Here is a 19,947-nt window from a genome sequence, read left to right as displayed (position 1 = left end):
CTTCTTTGAACACAACTTGATATTTTTTATTATATCATATTAGTTGTTTGTGTAATTAATTTTGTTTGACTACTTATCAATTCTGGTTGCACGAGCGAGATGATTGTTGACTGTTGACTGTTGGCTGTTGACTAAAATTATGCTTCCGAACTGACTGTTTGGACATTTGAACAATACCGATGCAACCGGAAACGATATGAAAGGGGCGATCGCTTTGTTCGATGTTGGCTGGATTTTCTACCGTCACTACGGTATGATTTACTCGCTATTGAAAGTGCCCCGTCCACAGAACCCAAAGCTTGAACCCAATGCCCATGAGCGCTTTAAAAAAACCTCGCCCCAACCCTGTTGACCTATTAACAGTTGTTTGGAAAGGGAAAACAATTGCGCTATCAGGGGTTAAGATGAGACCCGCTTGGGACTGAAAACCGAAACCGGCCAAGTGATTCTGGTGTTTGGGGTGAAACCTGTGACATGGGGGAAGTGGAAGCGCGACAACTTTTGGCTCTAGGGCGCGGTCGCACCCGCTTGGTGGTTGGCATTTTTGCCAAGAATACGACCACCTTAATACTAAAGGATGGAAGCAGTTTATTGATGCCCTTTCCCGTTTGCTATAAAAGCATTATGACCGTTATAATCAAGTCATCTGATATTAGAGGTATTATTGTATGCTAACTTGGTCCTTAGTTGTTTGTACCCTGAACCGTCGAGAAATTTTGCTTAAATGTTTGGAAGCAACACTCAAACAATCTCGCCAACCTCAACAAATGATTGTCGTTGATGCTAGTGATGATTGGCAGGAGTCCAAAAAGTCGATCGCAAATTTATTAGGCGCGACTTTACTAGAACCAGAATTTATTTATATGGGTTCCGAAATAAAATCATTAACTTACCAAAGGAATGTGGGATTAAAATTTTGCCGGAGTGATGTTGTATTTTTCATTGATGATGACGCTTTTATGTATGCTGACTACGCCGAAAAAGTCATGCAGATATATGAGATGGATGAAAATGGGCTAATAGGAGGTATCATGGGAGTTTTAGCTGGTCTCGAACCAGATAAGGATGAAACATCAGATGGAGTAAGTCAAGCAATATCCTCGGATTCGGCGATTAAAAGGTTAAAGAACAGTTTTAGTAATTACCTTAGTAAATTTTGGTATCAAACCGAGCTACTTATTCCTTATAAAGGTAAATATTATTATTATAATATGGAGGCAACATTCGGATGCGACTTAGTTGGTGATATTGCTTTATTACACGGTTGTCGCATGACTTTTCGCACCAATCTAGTCAGAGAAGTAGGGGGATTTAACGAGAGTTTGACTCGTGGGGCAATAGCTGAAGATTCGGATTTAAGTTACCGAATTTCCCAAAAATACGCGCTGGTGGTAGCTTTACAAGCTAAAATTTGTCACTGGCAAACTCAAGTCGAAAGGTTGAATAGATTTAAAAATGTGCAATTAGGGATATTAAATGCTGTCGCCTTATTTTTGTTAAATAATAATTTTCAGAGCGGGATTAGGCTTGCTGTTTATCGGTTTGCCCTAACCAGGTTGCTCCTTGAGCTCTGTCGTGACTCCTTCAAACCGCAACAGGGTTTTGTGCAGACTAGGGGGGCGTTAGCGGCCATGAAAGTAATCCCACAAATTTTATCGATGACACCGGAACAGTTACGTACTTGGTATCCGAGATTTCAAGTATCAGTATATCAGACTAAATCTTTGTAAGATAAACCCTGTAAGTAGTTGGGCTGTGTTCGCTACCAACAAATCAACAATAGAATCCTTTGAGAAAACGGAGAAGAATTTTCTCCGGCGCGCGGACATCAACAACAGATGCAAGAGCATTCTTTGAGTCGCCTGCACTGGTTAAAATTAGAGAGGAAGCGGGAGTTAAAGCTCCTGAATTTATTCTTAGCGGGTGACAAGGCACCTCTAGTCTAAACAGGACAAAGGTTTGAGAGAATGGTAAGGTAAAAAAATAAGGAGCCACACGGGCTCCCCAAAAAACAAAATGTTGCCACCATTATACCAAAAAATTCTGCTCCCTCATCTCAATGAAAGCCAATACTTAACCTTGCAACTGCTGTTGTTATTGCTTCAGGCTCATCGTCAGGTCAAGCTCTCCGTATTAGCCAGTGTCTTTCCTCAACCGATTCAATATCAAAGCCGCAAACGAAACTTACAACGATTTTTAGTGTTACCTCAGTTGTGCGTCAAACTATTGTGGTTTCCCCTGATTAAATATTGGATTCGACAAGAACAAACCGGAAAGCGTTTAAACCGAGAACAACGTCGCTGTGTACGAAAACTCAAGCATCAAAAGTATGGCTATTGGATTGTTGCAATCGACCGGACACAGTGGAAAGGACACAATATATTCATGGTTAGTCTGGTCTGGGGAACTCATGCTCTTCCGATATATTGGGAACTCTTAAAGAAGTCAGGTAACAGTGACCTCAAAACTCAAAAACGACTGTTAGGTATAGTCCTTCCTCTGTTTAAGAACTATCCCGTCTTAGTCTTAGGCGATCGAGAGTTTCATAGCCCCAAACTCGCATCATGGCTTGATGCCAGGGGTGTATCTTTTGCACTACGTCAAAAAAAAGACTTCCAATTTCAAGAGAATTTATGTGAAGACTATCAAGTGCTCAAAAAGCTTGGCTTAAAACCTGGGATGTCCAAATTTTATCAGAATATTTTGGGAAATAAAGGAGACGGTTTAGGGCCATTTAATCTGGCTGTGTATTGGCAAAGAAAATATCGTAAGCCCGGACCAAAAGAACCTTGGTATATTCTGACAAATCTCCCCGATTTGAAGCTGACTTTAGATGTTTATTGTTGTCGGTGGGGCATTGAACAGATGTTCAAAGATTACAAAACTGCTGGTTATAATGCGAGAAGATACCAAGGTCAATGAAACTCGCTTTTTATCCTTGGTCTTATTGATTGCGCTTGCTTATAGTTTGGCGACGGTTCACGGACAATGGCTCAAGAAGTTAGGTGTAGAAATTTATGCAGGACGGATCAAGGAGCATCAAGACAAAACCCCACTTCATAAGTGAATTTAGTCTGAGCCTCTATGGACAACGGTGGATCTATGGGATGGAATTATGGAACGATTGGGTAACAAGTCTAATTGCGCTCAAACCCCATAAACGTCTCTATTTTCAGCGCGGCTTCTTGGCTCTATCCTTTATGCAGCAAGCATTATAGGTACGTTGTCACCCGCTAAGCTTCACTTGCCTCTCGTCCCAGCAGAGGGGGACTGAAGAAAATCAAGAATTCAAAACTGTTTCGGTGGGTTTTGTCTTTATAAACGTAATTTTTACCGCCGACTCTTCAACCCTTGCCTTGTGGGTTTTGTATGTATAGAAGCGGTTTCAAGCGCCCGGTATGCTGTCGAAATCCTCCGCCTTTACAACTGCCGTTTCAACAACTCCCGCACAAACTCAAACGCCCTTGGACGCAACTCCACTGGCAGCAACGACAATCCTAAACCCGCCCACATTTTCGCCGCAGAAACAGACTTTCCTGCCCGCACCATCAGGCGCCCTTTTTGAGTTTCACCCACCTCAATCAGTCGCAAACCTAGCGCTAATTGAGTTTCGGCAATCCTTTTGAGCCTGACTGTTTCCAACTTCTCCGACTCAAACTCGTAGCCGATCAAATAGCGCAATTTATCACTTAAATACGGAATTGCCCGATCGACTCCTTGCTGTCCTGCATGAACTCGATACTCCATCAACTGCTCCGGCAAGTAATAGCATTTTTTGCCCGCAATCGCAAGTCTCACAAACAAATCGTTATCTTCGCAATTTTGCCAATTCGGCCGCAGAAATCTGACTTCTTCCAGCGCGCGGCGTCGAAACAAAGTTGCCCCTATTTGCAAACTTTGTCTTAGAAAAACAGCAGATAGCAAGTCTTCAATAATTCCCGCCGACAACTCGGTACGCCCCCACCGCTGCGAATTGAGTTTCGTCTGGTTTTCGTCAATATAATTGTTAATGTCGATCACCCAGTGATCTGTACTGACAAAATCGATACTGGGGTCTTTATCTAAAATAGCAGATGTCCGCTCTAGAAATTGCGCGCTCAGGCGATCGTCATCGTCAAACTTGATAAAATATTCGCCCCTTGCTGCCGCAAAGCCCGATCGCATATTATTACTCTTGCCGATATTCTGGGGGTGGCGAATGTAGCGAATCCCGCGATCGACAAATTCCGACATTAACAGAGGAGTGCTGTCAGTAGAACCGTCATCACAGATAATTAATTCAAAATCTGTATAAGTTTGAGCTAGCACGCTGGCGATCGCACAAGCCAGTAGATGCACTCGATTATAAGTAGGAATGCAAACGCTAATTTTCGGCACTAACTTAGACAATTTGAGATTTGAGATTTGAGATTGAATTCTGAAACCATTGATTTTCTTCCTTCTTCCTTCTTCCTTGATTTTCTTTCTTCTTTCTTCTTCCTGACATCCGTTACATCCGTTAAATAATCCGTTGCCGAACTTCCTTCTTCTGTCACTCCAGAGTTGATTTTAACTCAAACGAGCCGTACATTCGAGAATTAACTTTTGATTCACCAAAGCAAACGGTTGAATTTCCAAAGCGCGACGAAAAGCTTGAATAGCATTTAGGTATTCTCCCAAGGCAGCGTAGCACAAACCCAGACCGTGCAGCGCCCCAAAATGAACCGGGTTCAGTTTAAGGACGGTTTGGCAGTCCTGGATCGACTTTTTATAATTTCCTTGGGTATAGTGAAGTACGGCGCGTCGGTTCCAAGCTTCCGCAAAATCCGGCGCTTCTGCAATCAGTTTCGTCAGCAAATCCAAAGCGTGGTGAACATCGCCTGCATCCAGCGAAACTTGCGATCGCCTGAGAATTTGCATCCCATACTCACCCTTCTGGTTAAACCAAGTGCGCCAGAGTTCTGTAGTTGCCCGATCGCGCACGATTTCGTCGGATTTTTTCAAGTCTTCGAGTAGCGCCTTAACAGATAATTCGTCCATAGGTGCGAAGATTGTTAAAAAGATTTAATCAATTAATTTTATCGCGCAAGCGGCAACTTTATTTATTCCACATCCCATGAAGATTTTGATGCTTTCCTCGACTTTTCCCTACCCGCCAACCCGTGGAGGAACTCAGGTAAGGACGTTTAATTTATTACAATACTTGAGCCAGCGATATGAGGTAATTCTCGGCACTGTACGATCGCCCGATGTCACCGATGCACAAATCGACACATTGCGCCAGCAAGTCACAGAATTAGCAGTTTTTCCCAACCCGCAACTACCCCCCCAACCCCCCCTTGCCAAGGGGGGGCTAAGACTCGATCCAGAACCCAATGGCGATTTTTGGCCGGAGCCCCTTAACCAGGGGGGGTTCTCTGAAATAATAGGAAAATTCCACAGATTCGGTCGATTTTTGTTGTCCGGGACGCCTCCGAACGTACTGTCAAGCTACTCCCAAGCAATGCAGAATTGGGCAGACGAATTGGTAACAGCAGGCAAATGCGATGCTGTCACCTGCGAGCACAGCGTTAACGAGATTTACGTGCGTCCAGAATGGCGGCAAAAACTGCTGACAGTGGCAAACATTCACAGTTCGGTTTGGGGAACTTGCAGGGAAATGTTAGCAACCGGCACCTCGGAAAAACCCCTGCGCGATCGACTAAATTTACCGCTACTCGCCCGCTACGAAAAACGCTACTGTTCCAAATTCTCCCGCATTGTTGCGACAACATCCACAGACAGAGAGCAACTCCTAGAATTGCTGTCGCCTCCGGTTTGGGTGCGAGGAAAACAAGATTTTTTTGTACCTTCCATAGATGTAATTCCTAACGGCGTGGATTTAACTCAATTTCCGTATCGGTCGATCGATCCGGGAGGACACACCTTAATTTTTGCAGGCGCAATGAACAATTTGCCCAATATTGACGCGGCGCGGTTTCTCAGTTTGCAAATACTGCCGCCTTTGCAGCAGCGCTATCCCGATGCTACCCTCACCTTAGTAGGGGCTTCGCCAGTCCCGGAAGTGCTCGCCTTGGGGAAACTTCCCGGAATTCAAGTAGTAGGCCGGGTGCAAAGGGTGGCAGAATATTTGCATCAAGCTGCTGTTTGTGTGGTGCCGATGCGGATTGGTTTTGGGATTAAAAATAAAACTTTGGAGGCGATGGCTGCGGGAACTCCCGTGGTTGCTAGCGATCGAGGTTTGGAGGGTTTAGCCGTCGATGGCGGCCCACAACTGATAAGGGCCTTGCGGGCGAACAAAGTTCAGGAGTATGTTGAGGCGATCACGAGTTTGTTTGAAAATCAGCAGCTAAGACAGGAGCTCTCTGTCAACGCTCGATCGCTCGTTGAAAGCCAATACACTTGGGATATCATAGGTCGGCAGTACGATCGGCTATTGCAATTTTAAACTCTAAATTCTAAAATCTAAATTCTAAAATGGCATGATGGAACACAAAATTAACCCCTCAAAAAATCGAGCCAAACCCCCAGAAAATCCCAAAGTTGCTCCTCCTCCGACAAGACGCCGGCGCCAAACCCGACGCCCCAAAAATCTTCAAGAGTCCCAGCGTCCAATACCTACTCCCCGAACTCGCGCCAGATATCCCTGGAAAAGACTGATAGCTAATTTGACAGCCCTCAGCATCTTGGGTGGCTGTGCAGCTTTAATGGGAGGCGGCGCTTGGCTGAGTTATCAGCTAATTGTCGATCCCAATGGCAACAAGTTGATCTCTCAGTTTGTGCCGGAATGGTCGCGCCTGCCTACAGGTAGCAGAGATTCGATCCAAACTCTCGATCAAATCAAAGCCAACATCCGCAAATTGGGATTCGTAACCGGAGAACCCCTGCCTCTTCCCGTCGCTCAATCCGGCGATAATTCTATTTCCGATTTGCTATTGCCGGTGATGGTAGAAAGAACTGTTAAGGCTTCTACTGTTTGCAAAAATCCTTGCCGTCAAATTGTCGAACTTCGGGTGTACAAGCGCGTGCAGCTTCCGGATCGCAGTTCGGATAAAGAGCAATATTTTCAGTTAGCAAGTTCTGTGAACGTAGAAGGCCCTGCGGAATCTTTTGTCATTGCTTCTTTAGCTGACTCTACATCTGACAATCAAGCCTCGAATCAGTCGTTACCCCTAACAGAACTGCGCCGCTTTGACGGAAAGCCCCCCGCCTCGGGCATTTGGTTTAATGTCAGCGGTAAACTAATGCGGGGCGACAAGAAAATTCCCTACGGACAAGTCATTCGCTACAACCCCAGCCAAAATCATTTAATCTCGCTTTTGGATTGGGTTAGTGCGGCCGGACAACCGCCGAATTGGCAGCAAATTGTTAAGGGGGAAAACCCGCAGTTGGCGATCGACCAAACAGTTGGTTTAGAGCCGCAATTTACCCTTTATCAAATTGGCCCGCGCAAATTTTTGCCGAACCCCGTTCAGTTAACGGCAATTTCTTTAGAAGAAATTGCTTTAAATGACGAGACTTACAAAAATGGGCTGCGACTGGCGAAAAGCGGGCTGTGGTCTCCAGCATTAAATGTCATGCGTTTGGCGAAGGGGAAAGCGGGCAAAAATTGGCCTGCTGTCGCGCAAGCTCAGCTAGAAACGATCGAATTTCACGCTAAAATTACTCGGGCTCAGGCGATCGCATCTTGGGCCAGTCCCGGTCAACAAGTTCTCGCAGAATTGATCGACGGCCGCTGGAGCGAAGCTTTGCAAGTATTTGAAGCCGATCCGAGCAACAGTAAGGAAATTGCCACCACCCTCAAAAATGACGGCGGGCGGATCTGGAACCGCATAGACGCCGCCTTGAGAGTGAATGCCGCTGACGCCGATGTCAAGGCTTGGGGCGCCCTGATTGTAGCGTCTCAAGACGGAACTCGCGAGGCGATGAATTGGCTCGACCAGCAATCAGATACTGACAGCGAAACAAGAAATCGAATTCGGAATTTGGTCAACAAACTTCAGGAAGCAGTTTCTCAGGCTGAAAGTTTAGAAGCCCACAAGAGTCAAATTATGGGTTCTGCTACTTTAATTAACAGTGTCAATCCCGCTGAGTGGCTGGAGCCAGAACCGAACAATGAGTTAAAATTGGCCGGAGAACAAGTTTGGTATCAGGTGCAGGTAGCGAGTTTTTACGATGGTAGCCGCTGGGTTAATTCGCCCTTTTCTGATGTAGAAGTGCGCTCTTTTCCTGCTACCCAAGTCAAGTGGCTCTGGGGGCGGCTGGGATTACAGGCTGACCCCAAGATTAAGATTGAGGTAGCGATGGCAAACGGTCAACAAAGAGTTGCTGTGGGAACGGTGAAAGCAGTGCAGATTCAAGACGGAAGTCTGCGCTTGCTGGCGGCGGTTGACAAGCGATCGTAATCTGGCAGAAAGCCTTCGGCAGAGAGAACAGTCCCGGAGGAACTCTTGACACTAAGAAACCGGGTTTTTTACCATTTCTGCCGATTGCAACAGAAGTATTTTCGTAAAAAAACCCGGCTTCCTTCCACCTGTACGTCCAAAACTAGGAAAAAGGAAAATTCTTTCTTTTGCGCCTCCCGTAACTCCGAAAGCAGCGCAATCTCAAAACTCTTCCCCCTACTCCTCTCGAACTCGGACAACAATGCAGACAAAAATTTTGTTAATTTAATTAATTAACACCACCTGTGCACAAAAACCCAGAGATGTCAAATCGCGCCCTTTTTAGAGAGTGCTGCAATCATCTGCCGTTTCACGGCTTTAGCCCAAAGCTCAAACTCCAAACTGTTGATATTCTGAATTTTCACTTCCTCAACAGGCTGAGTTGGGGCTTCTTTCTGTGCTGTAGTCTCCATTCTTTTTTCCTCGTCCAAAAATTGTTAGTAGTCGATCAAAAACGGTTAGCATCATACATCTATTTTATGAACTAATTCTTGCGATTAATTACACTAAAGGCAGAGAATTACACCATAAAATGCAGTAAATACATTGAGATAATGCAATTTACGAATTTAATGTAAAAAAATCCTACAACCCGTGCTGTATATAGGCTTTTCCTGACATTAAAATCTTACAATTTACATTGTCTGGCACTCTCAAACCAATAGTTATGTTAGTAAACTTATTTTTCAATGAATGTATTGACATATACAGCAGAAAATAATTTTATTGAATTCACATAGTGCCGTAAAGTCGATCGCCCGCATCTCCCAATCCGGGTACAATATAGCCGTGCTCGTCCAAACACTCGTCAACTGCCGCCGTATAAATCTGCACGTCAGGGTGTTGTTCGTGAAAGTGCTTAAGTCCCTCCGGTGCCGCCAGCAAGCACAAAAATTTAATAGACTTCGGATTAACTTCTTTCAGCCTGTCCACTGCCGCGACTGCTGAATTACCAGTAGCCAGCATGGGATCGACAATTAAAACATCTCGCTGTTCGATATCCTGGGGAACTTTGAAATAATATTCGATCACCATCCGAGTTGTCGGATCGCGGTACAAACCAATATGTCCTACCCTCGCAGACGGAATCAGTTCTAAAATACTATCTAACAGTCCCTGACCGGCGCGCATAATCGAAATAATAACAATTTTCTTTTCTGCAGCCAGCACCGGTGCATTCATTTTTGCGATCGGCGTTTCTATTAGTTCGTATTTTAGCGGCAAATCTCGCGTCACTTCATAGGCTAGCAGCATTCCAATCTCTTTCAGCAGTTGGCGAAATTTCGCCGTGCTCGTTTGAGTTTGCCGCATGAGAGTTAACTTGTGCTGTATCAAAGGATGGTCAATGACAGTAACTTTAGCACTCATTTTTTTGAATAATTAATTTGCTTTATTCTAACTTATCAGCCCTAGAGGCATTCTTGACGCAAAAAAAACGGTTTCTGCCGCCCCTGCGTCCTGGACTACTTCTATCAAACCCCTATTGAAAACACAAATACCGCCCGAATAAAATTCGCTCCGACAATTGCCTTTCATCCGCCCAGCGCAACACTAAGTATGCGAGATTTGAAAATAGACAAATATGTCATTCTCTCATTTCCTCTCCTTTCCGCACTCTTCCTAAGAAGGTCGCTCCGGGCCCAAAAGCCTCCCCACTGGTTTCGCTGTCTCGCGTTCCATCCCAGCTCAATAACACAGATCCGGAGTTTCGCACCGAAATCTTCCGGAACTTTTACCAACAGATATGAATCTTAAGAAGTATCAACATAAAACCTATCTTTTCGATTAATTCACTAATCGAAAAAACCTGAATAGGAACTGCCCATGAGGTTATAAGCTTGGCTTGACTTGCTTTTCATCTTTCAACATGAAGGCGGCAATATCCAACTTTAAAACGCATTACCGAAATTCAGTTCCATTTTTTTAGGGTGCTCCTAACACACAACTAAACTTATTAAGGAGAACATCCATGAAGTTTGTAAAACTATTGCTAGCTAGCGCATTAATGACTGCTTCTATCAGCCCGGCCTTGGCTAATACTACCGTTCAAATTTTAGGTGCAAGCTATGGCGGTAGTGGTTGCCCCGATCGCTCCGCCAGCGTCAGCGTCAGCCCCGACGGTCAAGAACTCACCATCCTATTTGACAAGTTTGCAGCCCAGGGAAATGTCTCAACAGAAAGCCGGAAAAGCTGCAATCTGAGCATTCCCATCAAAGTACCCCAAGGCTACCAAATTTCTATCTACGATGCTGATTACCGCGGCTACGTGGCTCCCAAAACCACAGGCAACCTGCGAGCAGAATACTTTTTCGCTGGAGCCCGCGGCCCAGTTTTTAATCGGAATCTCAGTGGCGAAACTAACTACAATGTTCGAGATAGCTTAGCCACTGTAGCTAATGTTTGGTCTCGCTGCGGCGACAGTGTAAATATGAGAGTAAATGCTGCAATGACAGCCCGCGGTGCCGGCATGGCCACCGTTGACTCCTTCGATTTGGCTCATCGCGGTTTAGTTTATCACGTCAAATATCGCACTTGCCGCTAAGCAGCTTGTTGGGAGTGTAGTGTGAGGTATAGTTTTCAGGTTTGAATTTTGAATTTTAAGTTGGAAGAGGGGATAATTTTCCCTCTTCCTTCTTGCTTCTAAAACACAGTACCGTCACTTTCAATCTGAATTGGTGGCACTCCACCAGCCCTCAATTCGCCCGCAATTTTCCGCCCCGCCGCCCAAGTTCCTCCTTGCAAAATCTTCACCAGCGGCAATTCTGTCGCACTCAAATGCAGCTTTTCTCGAATAGCTGCGGCAATTTTATCTAAAAGATTCACAGTCAGCGATCGCCATTCTACTATAACTTCCGAACCAGGCAAGTAACTCTGCTCAAAAATAGCCGAATCTTTTGCCCGCAGCAGCCCGATATCCAAACACAAACCGCCGTTTCGGTACTCCGGCAATCCCGTTAACTCATCTAATCCGGCGATTTCTAAACCAAGTTCTTGCAGCGGTTCCAACAGCGAATAAGTCAACCACTGCGAGAGTTTGTGAAATGGCACGAATTCAGCTCCCAGATTTTCTCCTGTTAAGGCTCGATGCCGCCAAACATCACCTAAATTAACGCCACCAATTGCATATCTTCCCGGCCAAATTTCTCCAAAACCTGTCAAAACAGCGCTCAACACGACCGCAGCATTCACAGTTTTGACTCCAGAAACCCGACTGTCGAGCAAGTAATTTGCCAAATTGCCGGGACGCGGGTTTTCGCTACCAAATAATAATGGATGCTGGCAAATCGTATTTCCCAAACGCTGCAATAATTCTAATCTGCCTGTTAAACCAACTAGCGGATTGTCTCCACTTACCTGAAATCCTGCAGCTAAGGTTTCTAGTTTTAATTGAGAAAGTCCGCGAGAATCAGCTTGCCAAAGAAAATCAGGATTGCTGGAAAAAACACCTTGACAAAACATCCGCAAGCTGGCTATTGCTAACCCTTCAGAACGGCGGTAAACCTGCCTGGTTGCTGGTTCATAATACTGCCAATGTGCACCAGCACCGGCATCGAGCAAAACGCTGACAATTGCTAAATCAAATTTGATCTTAGCTTGCTCTATGAGTGAAAATTCGGCTATTGCTGCATCCAATTCGGCGAGTCGCCACAGGTTGCCCGCTTCAAAATGTCGCCAGCGACTGTGAAAGGGAATGTTAAAATCGGGATACTGTTGGCGCGTTGTGTCAATTACATAATTTGCTGCTTTGTCGAGTTGGGATAAATCGACGCGGAAGTAGCGAAGTTTGTCTAGGCGGGCTAAATCAAAAAGCCGATCGCACTTTTGGCGAATAGCAGCCGGCGTTCTCAGATATTCTACAGTCTCAAGTTCAATATTGTGCAACTTCATACAACCAAACAGCGGTAAACATCGTTTTCTTGAAAAAAGTCAAACTGACTGTAATCTAAAAGATTGTCTAAAATCGCATTTTTATCTAGTTTGATCAGCTTATATTCCCACTTCGAGCCGCTGACTTCGCGTTTTATTTGATCGGAAACTATTACCGAGTTTTTTTCTGTCCTCGGAGACACTATTTTACTTAAATCTTGCAGCCTGTCCGCTATGTGAATATCTTTTCCGTAAGTACAAGACCTAAATATATATAAATTTCCCTTAGCAACTCCCACCGACAAGCCACAAGGTATTTGATTGGCGTCAATAAAAAGTTTCCAATTCTCGCACAGACTTTCCATTGCGGCTAAGGCTGAGTGAGCTTCCGGGAAAGTCAACAAATGCGAATCACCAACAATACTCCGAATTGTGCCACCGTATTCTTCGCAAATTGTTTTTTCAAAAGTATCAAAATTTGTGAGTAAATATTCAACGTCTTTGATAGAATTAGATTCTTGATAAGCTATAAAACCTCTCAGATCTGCTTTAATTATTGCTTGATTGTTGATAATTCGCGTTTTGTAACTTTGGTCAACTTTGTATACTTTTTCAGGTTCGCTCATCCCTTTCAAAGAAAACTCGTTGACAAAAGACGTTTGCACTTCTGCTTTGTTGAGGGCCAGCCATGCTGCTTGGGACAAATATATTTCATCCGGGGGAGTTACTGATTCTATGCGCGCTGTTAAATTCACCGTATCGCCAAAGATATCTTTATCTTGATGCAAGACATCTCCTAATGTAATCGACACGCGAATAGCCAATCGTTCGTCGTTCGCCTTGCTAGATTGTTGCGCTCTCAATTCTTGCTGCATTTCTATGGCTGCTACTGCCGCTGCTGTGACGCTGGGAAAAATTATCCAAAATGAATCACCTTCCCCTTTAATCACGCTGCCTTCATTTCTGGTGCTAATATCTGAAACAAAAGTTTTATGCTCGTTTAACAAACTACTTAAGTCCGACTGAGATAATTTTTTGACTCTGGCGGTATATCCACAAATATCTGTTTTTACGATCACACTAGAACGCAAATTAGCCATAACCTACCCTGACTGATCAAAAACCAGCAATAAATTTTATTTAGCAAAGACGCGATTGTTCGCGTCCCATCGGTCGCGTCTTTGCCCTCTTAATCTCCTAAATCGCGTCCGATCGCTTCTGCAAGAATTGTAGCATCTGGTACAGGGTCAGGCGTGTAGTAGCCGGCGGCTTTTTTGGCGACAATTTCGACTTGTGCGTCTGCGGGAATCCAATCTTCAGGAATGGGGATGCGATCGACCACCTGAATGCCAGAATTGATAATCGCATTGTATTTCATATCGCTCATAGAAACTAAACTGTCAATGCGAGAGATCCCCAACCAGTGCAGCACGTCTGGCATTAGTTCTTGAAACCGCATATCTTGAACTCCCGCAACGCATTCAGTGCGCGTAAAATAGGCATCAGCTCGATCGCCGCCTTCCTGTCGTTTTCTGGCATTGTACACCAAAAACTTAGTCACTTCCCCCAAAGCTCTCCCTTCCTTGCGGAAGTAAACTATTACCCCAGAACCGCCTGATTGTGCCGTTTGGATGCAAATTTCCATCCCGTGTACCAAATAAGGGCGACAAGTGCAGATATCGGAACTGAAGACATCAGAACCGTTGCATTCATCGTGTACCCGTACCGCCAACTGCTTATCCGGGTCAGAAATATTCGCGACATCGCCAATAATATAAACCGTAGTTCCGCCAATTGGTGGCAAGAAAACGTGCAAGTCCGGCCGCGTCACTAAATCCGAGAACATTCCCCCTGTTTGCTCGAACAGGACACGGCGGAGAACGCTTTCTTGAGCTCCAATCCGCCGAGCAATTCCCGGCAAATACCACACCGGATCGATCGCAATTTTAGTTACTGCTAAATTGCCACCCGCTTTGACTATTTTGCCATCAATTTGCACTCGCCCCTTAGCGATGGCATCTTGCAATTCCGGCATATTAATGTGAGCTTTAGTAACAGCAATTGTCGGTCGAATATCATATCCCTGCTGGATAAATGAAGTATAAACTTCGCTGACCAAACCCCCAAAGGGATCGAGAGAAACAATCAAATTGCGATCGCCCCAACTCGGGTGCGGCCCGATGTGTGCGGCCGGAGAGGTGTTGGTAAAATCGGGGCGGTGATCTGCTTGGAGTGCGCCGGAAGCAACTGCTAGCGCGCGATAAACAGAGTAGGAACCCGAATGAGTACCTATCGCATTCCGGTGAGACGATTTGGTGAGGCTGCCAATCACAGGCCCTCGTTTCAGCGGATCGATTTCTCCCCAGTAAATGGGATGAGGTTTTGTGCCAGATCTGTCGGGATGGGATGTTAAAACTATATGCTTGGGTTTTGACACAGTTGTTTTTTTGCTCTTGCTATAGATGGTGGCGTTGGTTGTCAGCCGAATCGTAATCTGAAACAGTGATTCATCATACCAACAGTAAACACCTCCCTGCTTGAAACAATCGCGCTACACACACAAAACCCTATGTCGGCTTCGGTTTCAGCATAACAGAAGGTTTTCCTCGGATTTGATAGAAGTTCCGAGTTCACTCTTTACCAGTATAGCCAACACCAAAGACAGCACAACTGCCAAATGCCAATTGTGAAGTTTTAACAAATGCGAAAAAAAAGATTTGAGATGCTCAGACGCTGACGTGCAGTCAATCTCAAATCTCACACCTCAAATTTCAAATCTCAAATCTCAAATCAAATATTTTTGCTCAAAACGCCTTAATTCCGACTTTGAGGGTGACAGAATTCCATTAAAATTGCCTCGCCTTCGTTGCGCGAGTCCCATTCCTGCGCCACCCGCTTGAGATAGTTTTCCGACACCAAGCGGCTGGAGATTTTGTGCGGTATAAACCAGCGATGGCGCCACCGCATACAAAGCGAAACACCCACAGCTTCGGGGAAAGAATAAGTGGACTGTCGCCGCATTTCCAAACCAGCAACTTCTCCTGCTTTACTCAGAGTTTTGGGAGTGAATTGTATGATGTTACGGGGGAAATAAGTGCTGTGCCACCGCCAGCCAAGCAGGCGCGCCGATTCGCAGTCAGCGTTAGGTACAGCCACCCAAATATAACCATTTGGTGCCAGCAACTGTCTCATGCAGTTGAGTGTTTGCGTGGGCGAAGGTGTTGCCATCAAAACATGAGAACAGGTTATGACATCAAACTTTTCATCTGTACCATGTTGTGCGATATATTCTTCCAAAGTGCCGGTAAAAACATCGAGTCCGCTATCGCGTGCTGCCGCCGTAGCCGATACCCCAGGATCGACGCCTTTAACTTCAACTCCCAGCTTTTTTAAGACTTGAAGAAAAGAACCGCCACCGCATCCCACGTCCAACAACCGCTTGCCTACAGGGATAGGAATGTGCCGGTACTCGCCCCGCCGCTTTGCTTCTTCAACTACTCGTTCTTCATCCTCAACGTGAGTGTTATAGCACAGATAATCTGGGGGATAATATGGAATCAATTCCTCCCATGTAGGTTGGGGATTGAGAAATCCTAGCCCGCAATCGTCACAGCCAAAAAGCGACCATTTCAGCGGTTCTTTAGGAGCATCGGAAGTGCCAGCTTTGTTACGGAAACGGATATTTTTTGAATTGCAAACAGGGCAATTTGTCAGTTGTTGCATGGCTATTTCATAATTTGTACAGTAGTTTCTAACAGTTTCTAATAGCAGTGGAGCCACCACAATCTATTACCATTAGTTGGGCTGGTAGAGTGCAGGCCTGGAAGCCGATCGAAAACTCGGTTTATTTGTAAATTAGTAGTTGTAGATGCTCGGTTTGTAGATGTTCGATTTGTTGGCGCTCGATCCCCGCTCGATCGACGCTGTACAATTTTATGTCTAAAGGCTTAGACTGAGAAGGTAGCATTTGTTACCCAAAAATACAGCCGACGCTCAACAGACAATCATTGTCGGTAGCGTTTTTGCGGTTGCGCTAAATTCTTAGGAAAATACTAACTCACAAAATTAATGTTGCCAAGTACATCTAATTATTTGCTCAAAAATAGTCGCGTACCCGCGTCTCTTCTAGAGATGAAATCGATCGCGCCGTCAGCTTCTACTGTCGAAATAACGGGGAATAAGAACGATTTTTGTTTGGTGGATATCCAAATTGCAGCGGGTACGATCGCTCAAATTATTCCATCAGGTACAGAACATTTATTCCCAATTGCAGATACCCAAATTGTTGATTTGTGCAACGGCTTAGTTTTGCCTTGTTTTGTGGATATGCACACCCATTTAGACAAAGGCCACATTTGGGAACGATCGCCCAATCCCGATGGAACTTTTGCCAGCGCGATCGAAGCGGTATGCGCTGATGCCCAAAAAAACTGGAATGCAGAGGATGTTTACCGACGGATGGAGTTTGGCCTCAAGTGCAGCTACGCCCACGGAACCAAGGCTATCCGCACTCACATTGACAGCGCGGGCGAACAGGGAACCGTTAGTTTGGGAGTATTTGAAGCGCTGCAAGCCGAATGGGGCGATCGGCTTATATTGCAAGCAGTTTCCCTGGTTTCCCTCGACTATTTTCTGACACCCGCCGGCGAAAAATTAGCCGATCGCATGGCCCAAACCGGCGGCATTCTCGGTGGCGTCGCCTATATCAACCCCGACTTAGACAAACAACTCGAGCGAGTTTTTGCCTTAGCCAAAGAACGAAATTTAAACCTCGACTTCCACACCGACGAAAACGACGATCCAGATTCAGTAACATTGCGGGAAGTCGCAAAAACCGCCATCCGCCATGAATTTGGGGGTCAAATTATCTGCGGACACTGCTGTAGTTTAGCCGTACAACCCTCAGATTTAGTAACAGAAACTCTGGAATTAGTCAAGGAAGCAAACATCGGCGTTGTCAGCTTGCCGATGTGCAACCTTTACCTGCAAGACCGAGAATCTCAGCATACACCGCGCTGGCGGGGAGTGACACTGCTGCACGAACTCAAAGCAGCCGGAATTCCCGTTGCAGTTGCTAGCGACAATTGTCGCGATCCGTTTTACGGATTTGGCGACCATGATGTTTTGGAAGTTTTTAATATGGCAGTCCGCATCGCTCATTTAGATAGGCCTTATGGACACTGGCCCGAGGCAGTTACAAAGACTCCAGCCGATTTAATGGGATTGCCGAATTTAGGACGAATTGCAGTGGGTTTACCTGCTGATTTGATTTTGTTTAAGGCGCGGAATTTCAGCGAATTGTTATCTAGAGCGCAGGGCGATCGCACAGTTTTGCGGCAGGGGATTAAAATTGATACAACTTTGCCCGATTACCGCGAACTCGATGATTTATTAGCCATTTAAATGTCAAGGGTAAGGTGCGCCTTGCACATCCTACATTGCCAACAGGCTTCTCTTTATACTCGTTACTAGGCAGAGCCTAGTAACGTAGATCCGGAGGAGCTGCCTCCAATTTTCCTGATCGTAATGCGAGGCACAGCCTCTAGATATCGGTTCCCAGGCAGAGCCTAGGAACCAGTTAAACACGCACTCTAGATTATCAACCAACGTCCCTTCTCTTTTCTTCCTTCGCGTACTTCGCGTCTTTGCGGTTCGTTCAAAAAAATATCTTGGAACAAGCACTTAGCATTGCTATCTTGTCAATTTGCAACTAATTTGATATAAATATAAAAACGAATTTGATTGAGGATCTTTTAAGTGAAAGCAGTTATTTTATTGTCGGGAGGGCTGGATTCCTCAACAGTTTTGTATCAAGCCAAAGCCGACGGCTGCGAGTGTTACGCTATTTCCTTTGACTACAAGCAAAGACATCGGCGAGAGTTGGAATCAGCAAGGGCGATCGCGCTTTCGGCCGGTGTTAAGGCGCATCAGGTGGTAAACTTTGACCTAACGCTTTGGGGCGGTTCGGCTTTGACGGATAATCAGATCGAATTGCCGATCGATCGCAATCTTGCAGAAATGTCTCAAAACATCCCCATTACCTACGTTCCTGCTCGAAATACGATCTTTCTCAGTTTTGCCCTCGCCTACGCAGAAACTCTAGAAGCCGATCGCATTTACATCGGTGTCAACGCTTTAGATTATTCCGGCTATCCCGACTGCCGCCTCGATTACATCCAAGCCATGCAAGAAGTATTTCGGTTAGGAACCAAGCAGGGCAGAGAAGGAAATGCTATTAATATTGTAACACCTTTGATCGAACTTAAAAAAACCGAAATTATTCAATTAGGCAACAAATTAGGAGTGCCTTGGGAGCAAACTTGGTCTTGCTACGCAGGCGGCGAAACTGCCTGCGGCGTTTGCGATTCTTGTCGGCTGCGGCTGGCGGCTTTTGAGGAATTGGGGTTGAAAGATCCGGTGCCTTACGCTTAAACATTACTTACGCACGGGCGGTCTAAAATCGGTTTTTTTTGCGATAATACATTACAGATGGCAGAAGCGACAAAAAACCCGGTTTCTTTTTCTTATGAATGCAATCGATCGGCTCACTCCAGAACAAGAAGCTTTGATTCCATTATATCGGGAGAAATGGAGAGCGATCGCACTTTCTACCGAACCCATCGAGCGGCAAAAAGCCACAGAAGCGGTAACAGCAGCCTACGCATTGTTAGGTAAAAAACCACCTCTCATTCTTTTTTCTGATAGTCCTTATGCGTCGTTTCACCCTACTTTTAGCCAAATGGAAAGTTTGTTTTGGAACGACCCGTGGCACGACCATTGGAACGATCCGCGGTGCAAACCGAAGGGGCAACTGGATTCGCAACTGGGCAGACAACTTACCACGCTGCTAGGGAAGCATCACCTGAAAAGTCAATTGGTTAGAACATTGGATCGTCAATTGCTAAATCCAGAGATACAGGAATTAACAATGCAACTGATGCGTCAATTAGAAAGTCAACTAGCATATCAGCATACTACCTATTCTCCATTAAAAAGCTTAGCTTATTTAGGCACTTTGTTTGACTTTTATATTTCGGTTTTAAATTGCCCTTACAATAAAAAAAAATGGTCTATATATCAGTCTTTAGCCAAGTATTGCGGCTGGATAGTTCCGTTTAAAAGGGTTTGCTTTATCTGCGATCGTCCTACAGTTCTTTCCTTCGACAATCAACAACGACTGCACGCTTTAGGTTCTCCCGCTGTTCTGTTTAAAGATGGCTTCAAAATGTATGCAGTTAATGGAGTGAGAGTGCCGGAGTTCTACGGAAAACTGCATCCTTCTCAATGGCGTGCAGATTGGCTGTTATCAGAGAAAAATGCCGAAGTAAAACGAGTTTTAATTCAAGGGATTGGTTACGATAGAATTTGTCAAGAGTTGCTTGCAACTGAATTAGACTCTTGGCAAGAATACACGTTACTCAAAATTGATATAGTCGAGATTTTTGAGAGTGAATGGGGTTATGAAGAGGAAAAGCATATGCACTTATTGAAAATAACTTGTCCCAGCACCAGATACATTCATGCACTGCGAGTTCCCCCTGACATTACATCCGCAAGAGAGGCAATTAGTTGGGTAAATTGCAGGGTAAGCTCATCTAATTTAGTATAAATTGTACTTGACAAAAAGACAAATATAAAAAATGTGGTATTTACGTAT

The 19,947-nt window shown here is 45.1% G+C and carries 15 protein-coding genes and 1 pseudogene; 8 read left to right on the top strand and 8 right to left on the bottom strand.

Annotation, left to right across the window (positions count from 1 at the left end; all coding sequences use genetic code 11):
* Positions 1-668 precede the first annotated feature (668 nt).
* Both QUA04_RS23535 and QUA04_RS23530 read left to right on the top strand, forming a co-directional pair.
* Positions 669-1,730 carry a glycosyltransferase gene (locus QUA04_RS23535; protein WP_333261460.1) on the top strand — a complete coding sequence of 354 codons (1,062 nt, stop codon included), beginning with the start codon at positions 669-671 and terminating at the stop codon, positions 1,728-1,730.
* Positions 1,731-2,016: 286 nt separating this feature from the next.
* A pseudogene (locus QUA04_RS23530) lies at positions 2,017-3,218 on the top strand (IS4 family transposase).
* A gap of 202 nt (positions 3,219-3,420) precedes the next feature.
* Here QUA04_RS23530 and QUA04_RS23525 read toward each other — a convergent pair.
* Positions 3,421-4,377: a glycosyltransferase gene (locus QUA04_RS23525; protein WP_333261463.1), complete on the bottom strand. Its 957-nt coding sequence runs from the start codon at positions 4,375-4,377 to the stop codon at positions 3,421-3,423.
* 171 nt (positions 4,378-4,548) lie between these two features.
* On the bottom strand, positions 4,549-5,019 hold the full coding sequence (locus tag QUA04_RS23520) for a tetratricopeptide repeat protein (protein WP_333261457.1): 471 nt from the start codon (positions 5,017-5,019) through the stop codon (positions 4,549-4,551).
* A 76-nt stretch (positions 5,020-5,095) separates the two neighbouring features.
* On the opposite strand from QUA04_RS23520, the gene QUA04_RS23515 reads away from it, so the two are divergent.
* On the top strand, positions 5,096-6,427 hold the full coding sequence (locus QUA04_RS23515; RefSeq protein ID WP_333261454.1) for a glycosyltransferase family 4 protein: 1,332 nt from the start codon (positions 5,096-5,098) through the stop codon (positions 6,425-6,427).
* 34 nt (positions 6,428-6,461) lie between these two features.
* Positions 6,462-8,384, top strand: a complete 1,923-nt coding sequence (locus QUA04_RS23510; RefSeq protein WP_333261452.1) for a hypothetical protein — start codon at positions 6,462-6,464, stop codon at positions 8,382-8,384.
* Between the two features lie 305 nt (positions 8,385-8,689).
* On the opposite strand, the gene QUA04_RS23505 is transcribed toward QUA04_RS23510, so the two are convergent.
* Complete coding sequence (locus tag QUA04_RS23505) at positions 8,690-8,836, bottom strand: hypothetical protein (RefSeq protein WP_332946242.1); 147 nt, start codon at positions 8,834-8,836, stop codon at positions 8,690-8,692.
* A 319-nt stretch (positions 8,837-9,155) separates the two neighbouring features.
* Positions 9,156-9,791, bottom strand: a complete 636-nt coding sequence (gene upp / locus QUA04_RS23500) for a uracil phosphoribosyltransferase (RefSeq protein ID WP_333261449.1) — start codon at positions 9,789-9,791, stop codon at positions 9,156-9,158.
* A gap of 601 nt (positions 9,792-10,392) precedes the next feature.
* Between upp and QUA04_RS23495 the strand changes: the two genes are divergently transcribed.
* A complete protein-coding gene (locus QUA04_RS23495) occupies positions 10,393-10,965 on the top strand; it encodes a DUF4360 domain-containing protein (protein ID WP_333261446.1) in 573 nt (190 codons plus the stop codon).
* 98 nt (positions 10,966-11,063) lie between these two features.
* Here the strand turns inward: QUA04_RS23495 and QUA04_RS23490 are convergent, their stop codons facing one another.
* The 4 genes from QUA04_RS23490 to QUA04_RS23475 form a co-directional block, all read right to left on the bottom strand.
* Complete coding sequence (locus QUA04_RS23490) at positions 11,064-12,311, bottom strand: URC4/urg3 family protein (RefSeq protein WP_333261443.1); 1,248 nt, start codon at positions 12,309-12,311, stop codon at positions 11,064-11,066.
* Positions 12,308-13,390, bottom strand: a complete 1,083-nt coding sequence (locus QUA04_RS23485) for an adenylate/guanylate cyclase domain-containing protein (protein ID WP_333261440.1) — start codon at positions 13,388-13,390, stop codon at positions 12,308-12,310. Before QUA04_RS23485 ends, QUA04_RS23490 begins: the two co-directional genes overlap by 4 nt.
* An 89-nt stretch (positions 13,391-13,479) precedes the next feature.
* Positions 13,480-14,727 (bottom strand): GTP cyclohydrolase II, encoded by a 1,248-nt coding sequence (locus QUA04_RS23480; protein WP_333261436.1) that lies wholly within the window; start codon positions 14,725-14,727, stop codon positions 13,480-13,482.
* Between the two features lie 377 nt (positions 14,728-15,104).
* Entirely contained in the window at positions 15,105-16,013 is a 909-nt protein-coding gene (locus QUA04_RS23475; RefSeq protein WP_333261433.1) for a class I SAM-dependent methyltransferase, read from the bottom strand.
* Between the two features lie 345 nt (positions 16,014-16,358).
* Between QUA04_RS23475 and QUA04_RS23470 the strand changes: the two genes are divergently transcribed.
* The 3 genes from QUA04_RS23470 to QUA04_RS23460 all read left to right on the top strand — a co-directional run bounded on the left by QUA04_RS23470 (position 16,359) and on the right by QUA04_RS23460 (position 19,899).
* A complete protein-coding gene (locus tag QUA04_RS23470) occupies positions 16,359-17,693 on the top strand; it encodes a cytosine deaminase (RefSeq protein WP_333261430.1) in 1,335 nt (444 codons plus the stop codon).
* Between the two features lie 354 nt (positions 17,694-18,047).
* A complete protein-coding gene (gene queC, locus QUA04_RS23465) occupies positions 18,048-18,722 on the top strand; it encodes a 7-cyano-7-deazaguanine synthase QueC (RefSeq protein ID WP_333261427.1) in 675 nt (224 codons plus the stop codon).
* A 94-nt stretch (positions 18,723-18,816) separates the two neighbouring features.
* Positions 18,817-19,899, top strand: coding sequence for a DUF6745 domain-containing protein (locus QUA04_RS23460; RefSeq protein ID WP_333261424.1), 1,083 nt, complete (start codon positions 18,817-18,819; stop codon positions 19,897-19,899).
* Positions 19,900-19,947 lie beyond the last annotated feature (48 nt).

It is taken from the genome of Microcoleus sp. S13_C5 (assembly GCF_036700845.1).
Taxonomy (GTDB): Bacteria; Cyanobacteriota; Cyanobacteriia; order Cyanobacteriales; family Microcoleaceae; genus Microcoleus.
This window is presented reverse-complemented; position numbering and strand designations above follow the sequence as displayed.

Coding starts and splice junctions, on each gene's coding strand:
- QUA04_RS23510 (WP_333261452.1), top strand. CDS start 6,462: ATGATGGAACACAAAATTAACCCCTCAAAAAATCGAGCCAAACCCCCA.
- QUA04_RS23475 (WP_333261433.1), bottom strand. CDS start 16,013: ATGCAACAACTGACAAATTGCCCTGTTTGCAATTCAAAAAATATCCGT.
- upp (WP_333261449.1), bottom strand. CDS start 9,791: ATGAGTGCTAAAGTTACTGTCATTGACCATCCTTTGATACAGCACAAG.
- QUA04_RS23505 (WP_332946242.1), bottom strand. CDS start 8,836: ATGGAGACTACAGCACAGAAAGAAGCCCCAACTCAGCCTGTTGAGGAA.
- QUA04_RS23535 (WP_333261460.1), top strand. CDS start 669: ATGCTAACTTGGTCCTTAGTTGTTTGTACCCTGAACCGTCGAGAAATT.
- QUA04_RS23495 (WP_333261446.1), top strand. CDS start 10,393: ATGAAGTTTGTAAAACTATTGCTAGCTAGCGCATTAATGACTGCTTCT.
- QUA04_RS23460 (WP_333261424.1), top strand. CDS start 18,817: ATGAATGCAATCGATCGGCTCACTCCAGAACAAGAAGCTTTGATTCCA.
- QUA04_RS23470 (WP_333261430.1), top strand. CDS start 16,359: ATGTTGCCAAGTACATCTAATTATTTGCTCAAAAATAGTCGCGTACCC.
- QUA04_RS23485 (WP_333261440.1), bottom strand. CDS start 13,390: ATGGCTAATTTGCGTTCTAGTGTGATCGTAAAAACAGATATTTGTGGA.
- QUA04_RS23490 (WP_333261443.1), bottom strand. CDS start 12,311: ATGAAGTTGCACAATATTGAACTTGAGACTGTAGAATATCTGAGAACG.
- QUA04_RS23520 (WP_333261457.1), bottom strand. CDS start 5,019: ATGGACGAATTATCTGTTAAGGCGCTACTCGAAGACTTGAAAAAATCC.
- QUA04_RS23515 (WP_333261454.1), top strand. CDS start 5,096: ATGAAGATTTTGATGCTTTCCTCGACTTTTCCCTACCCGCCAACCCGT.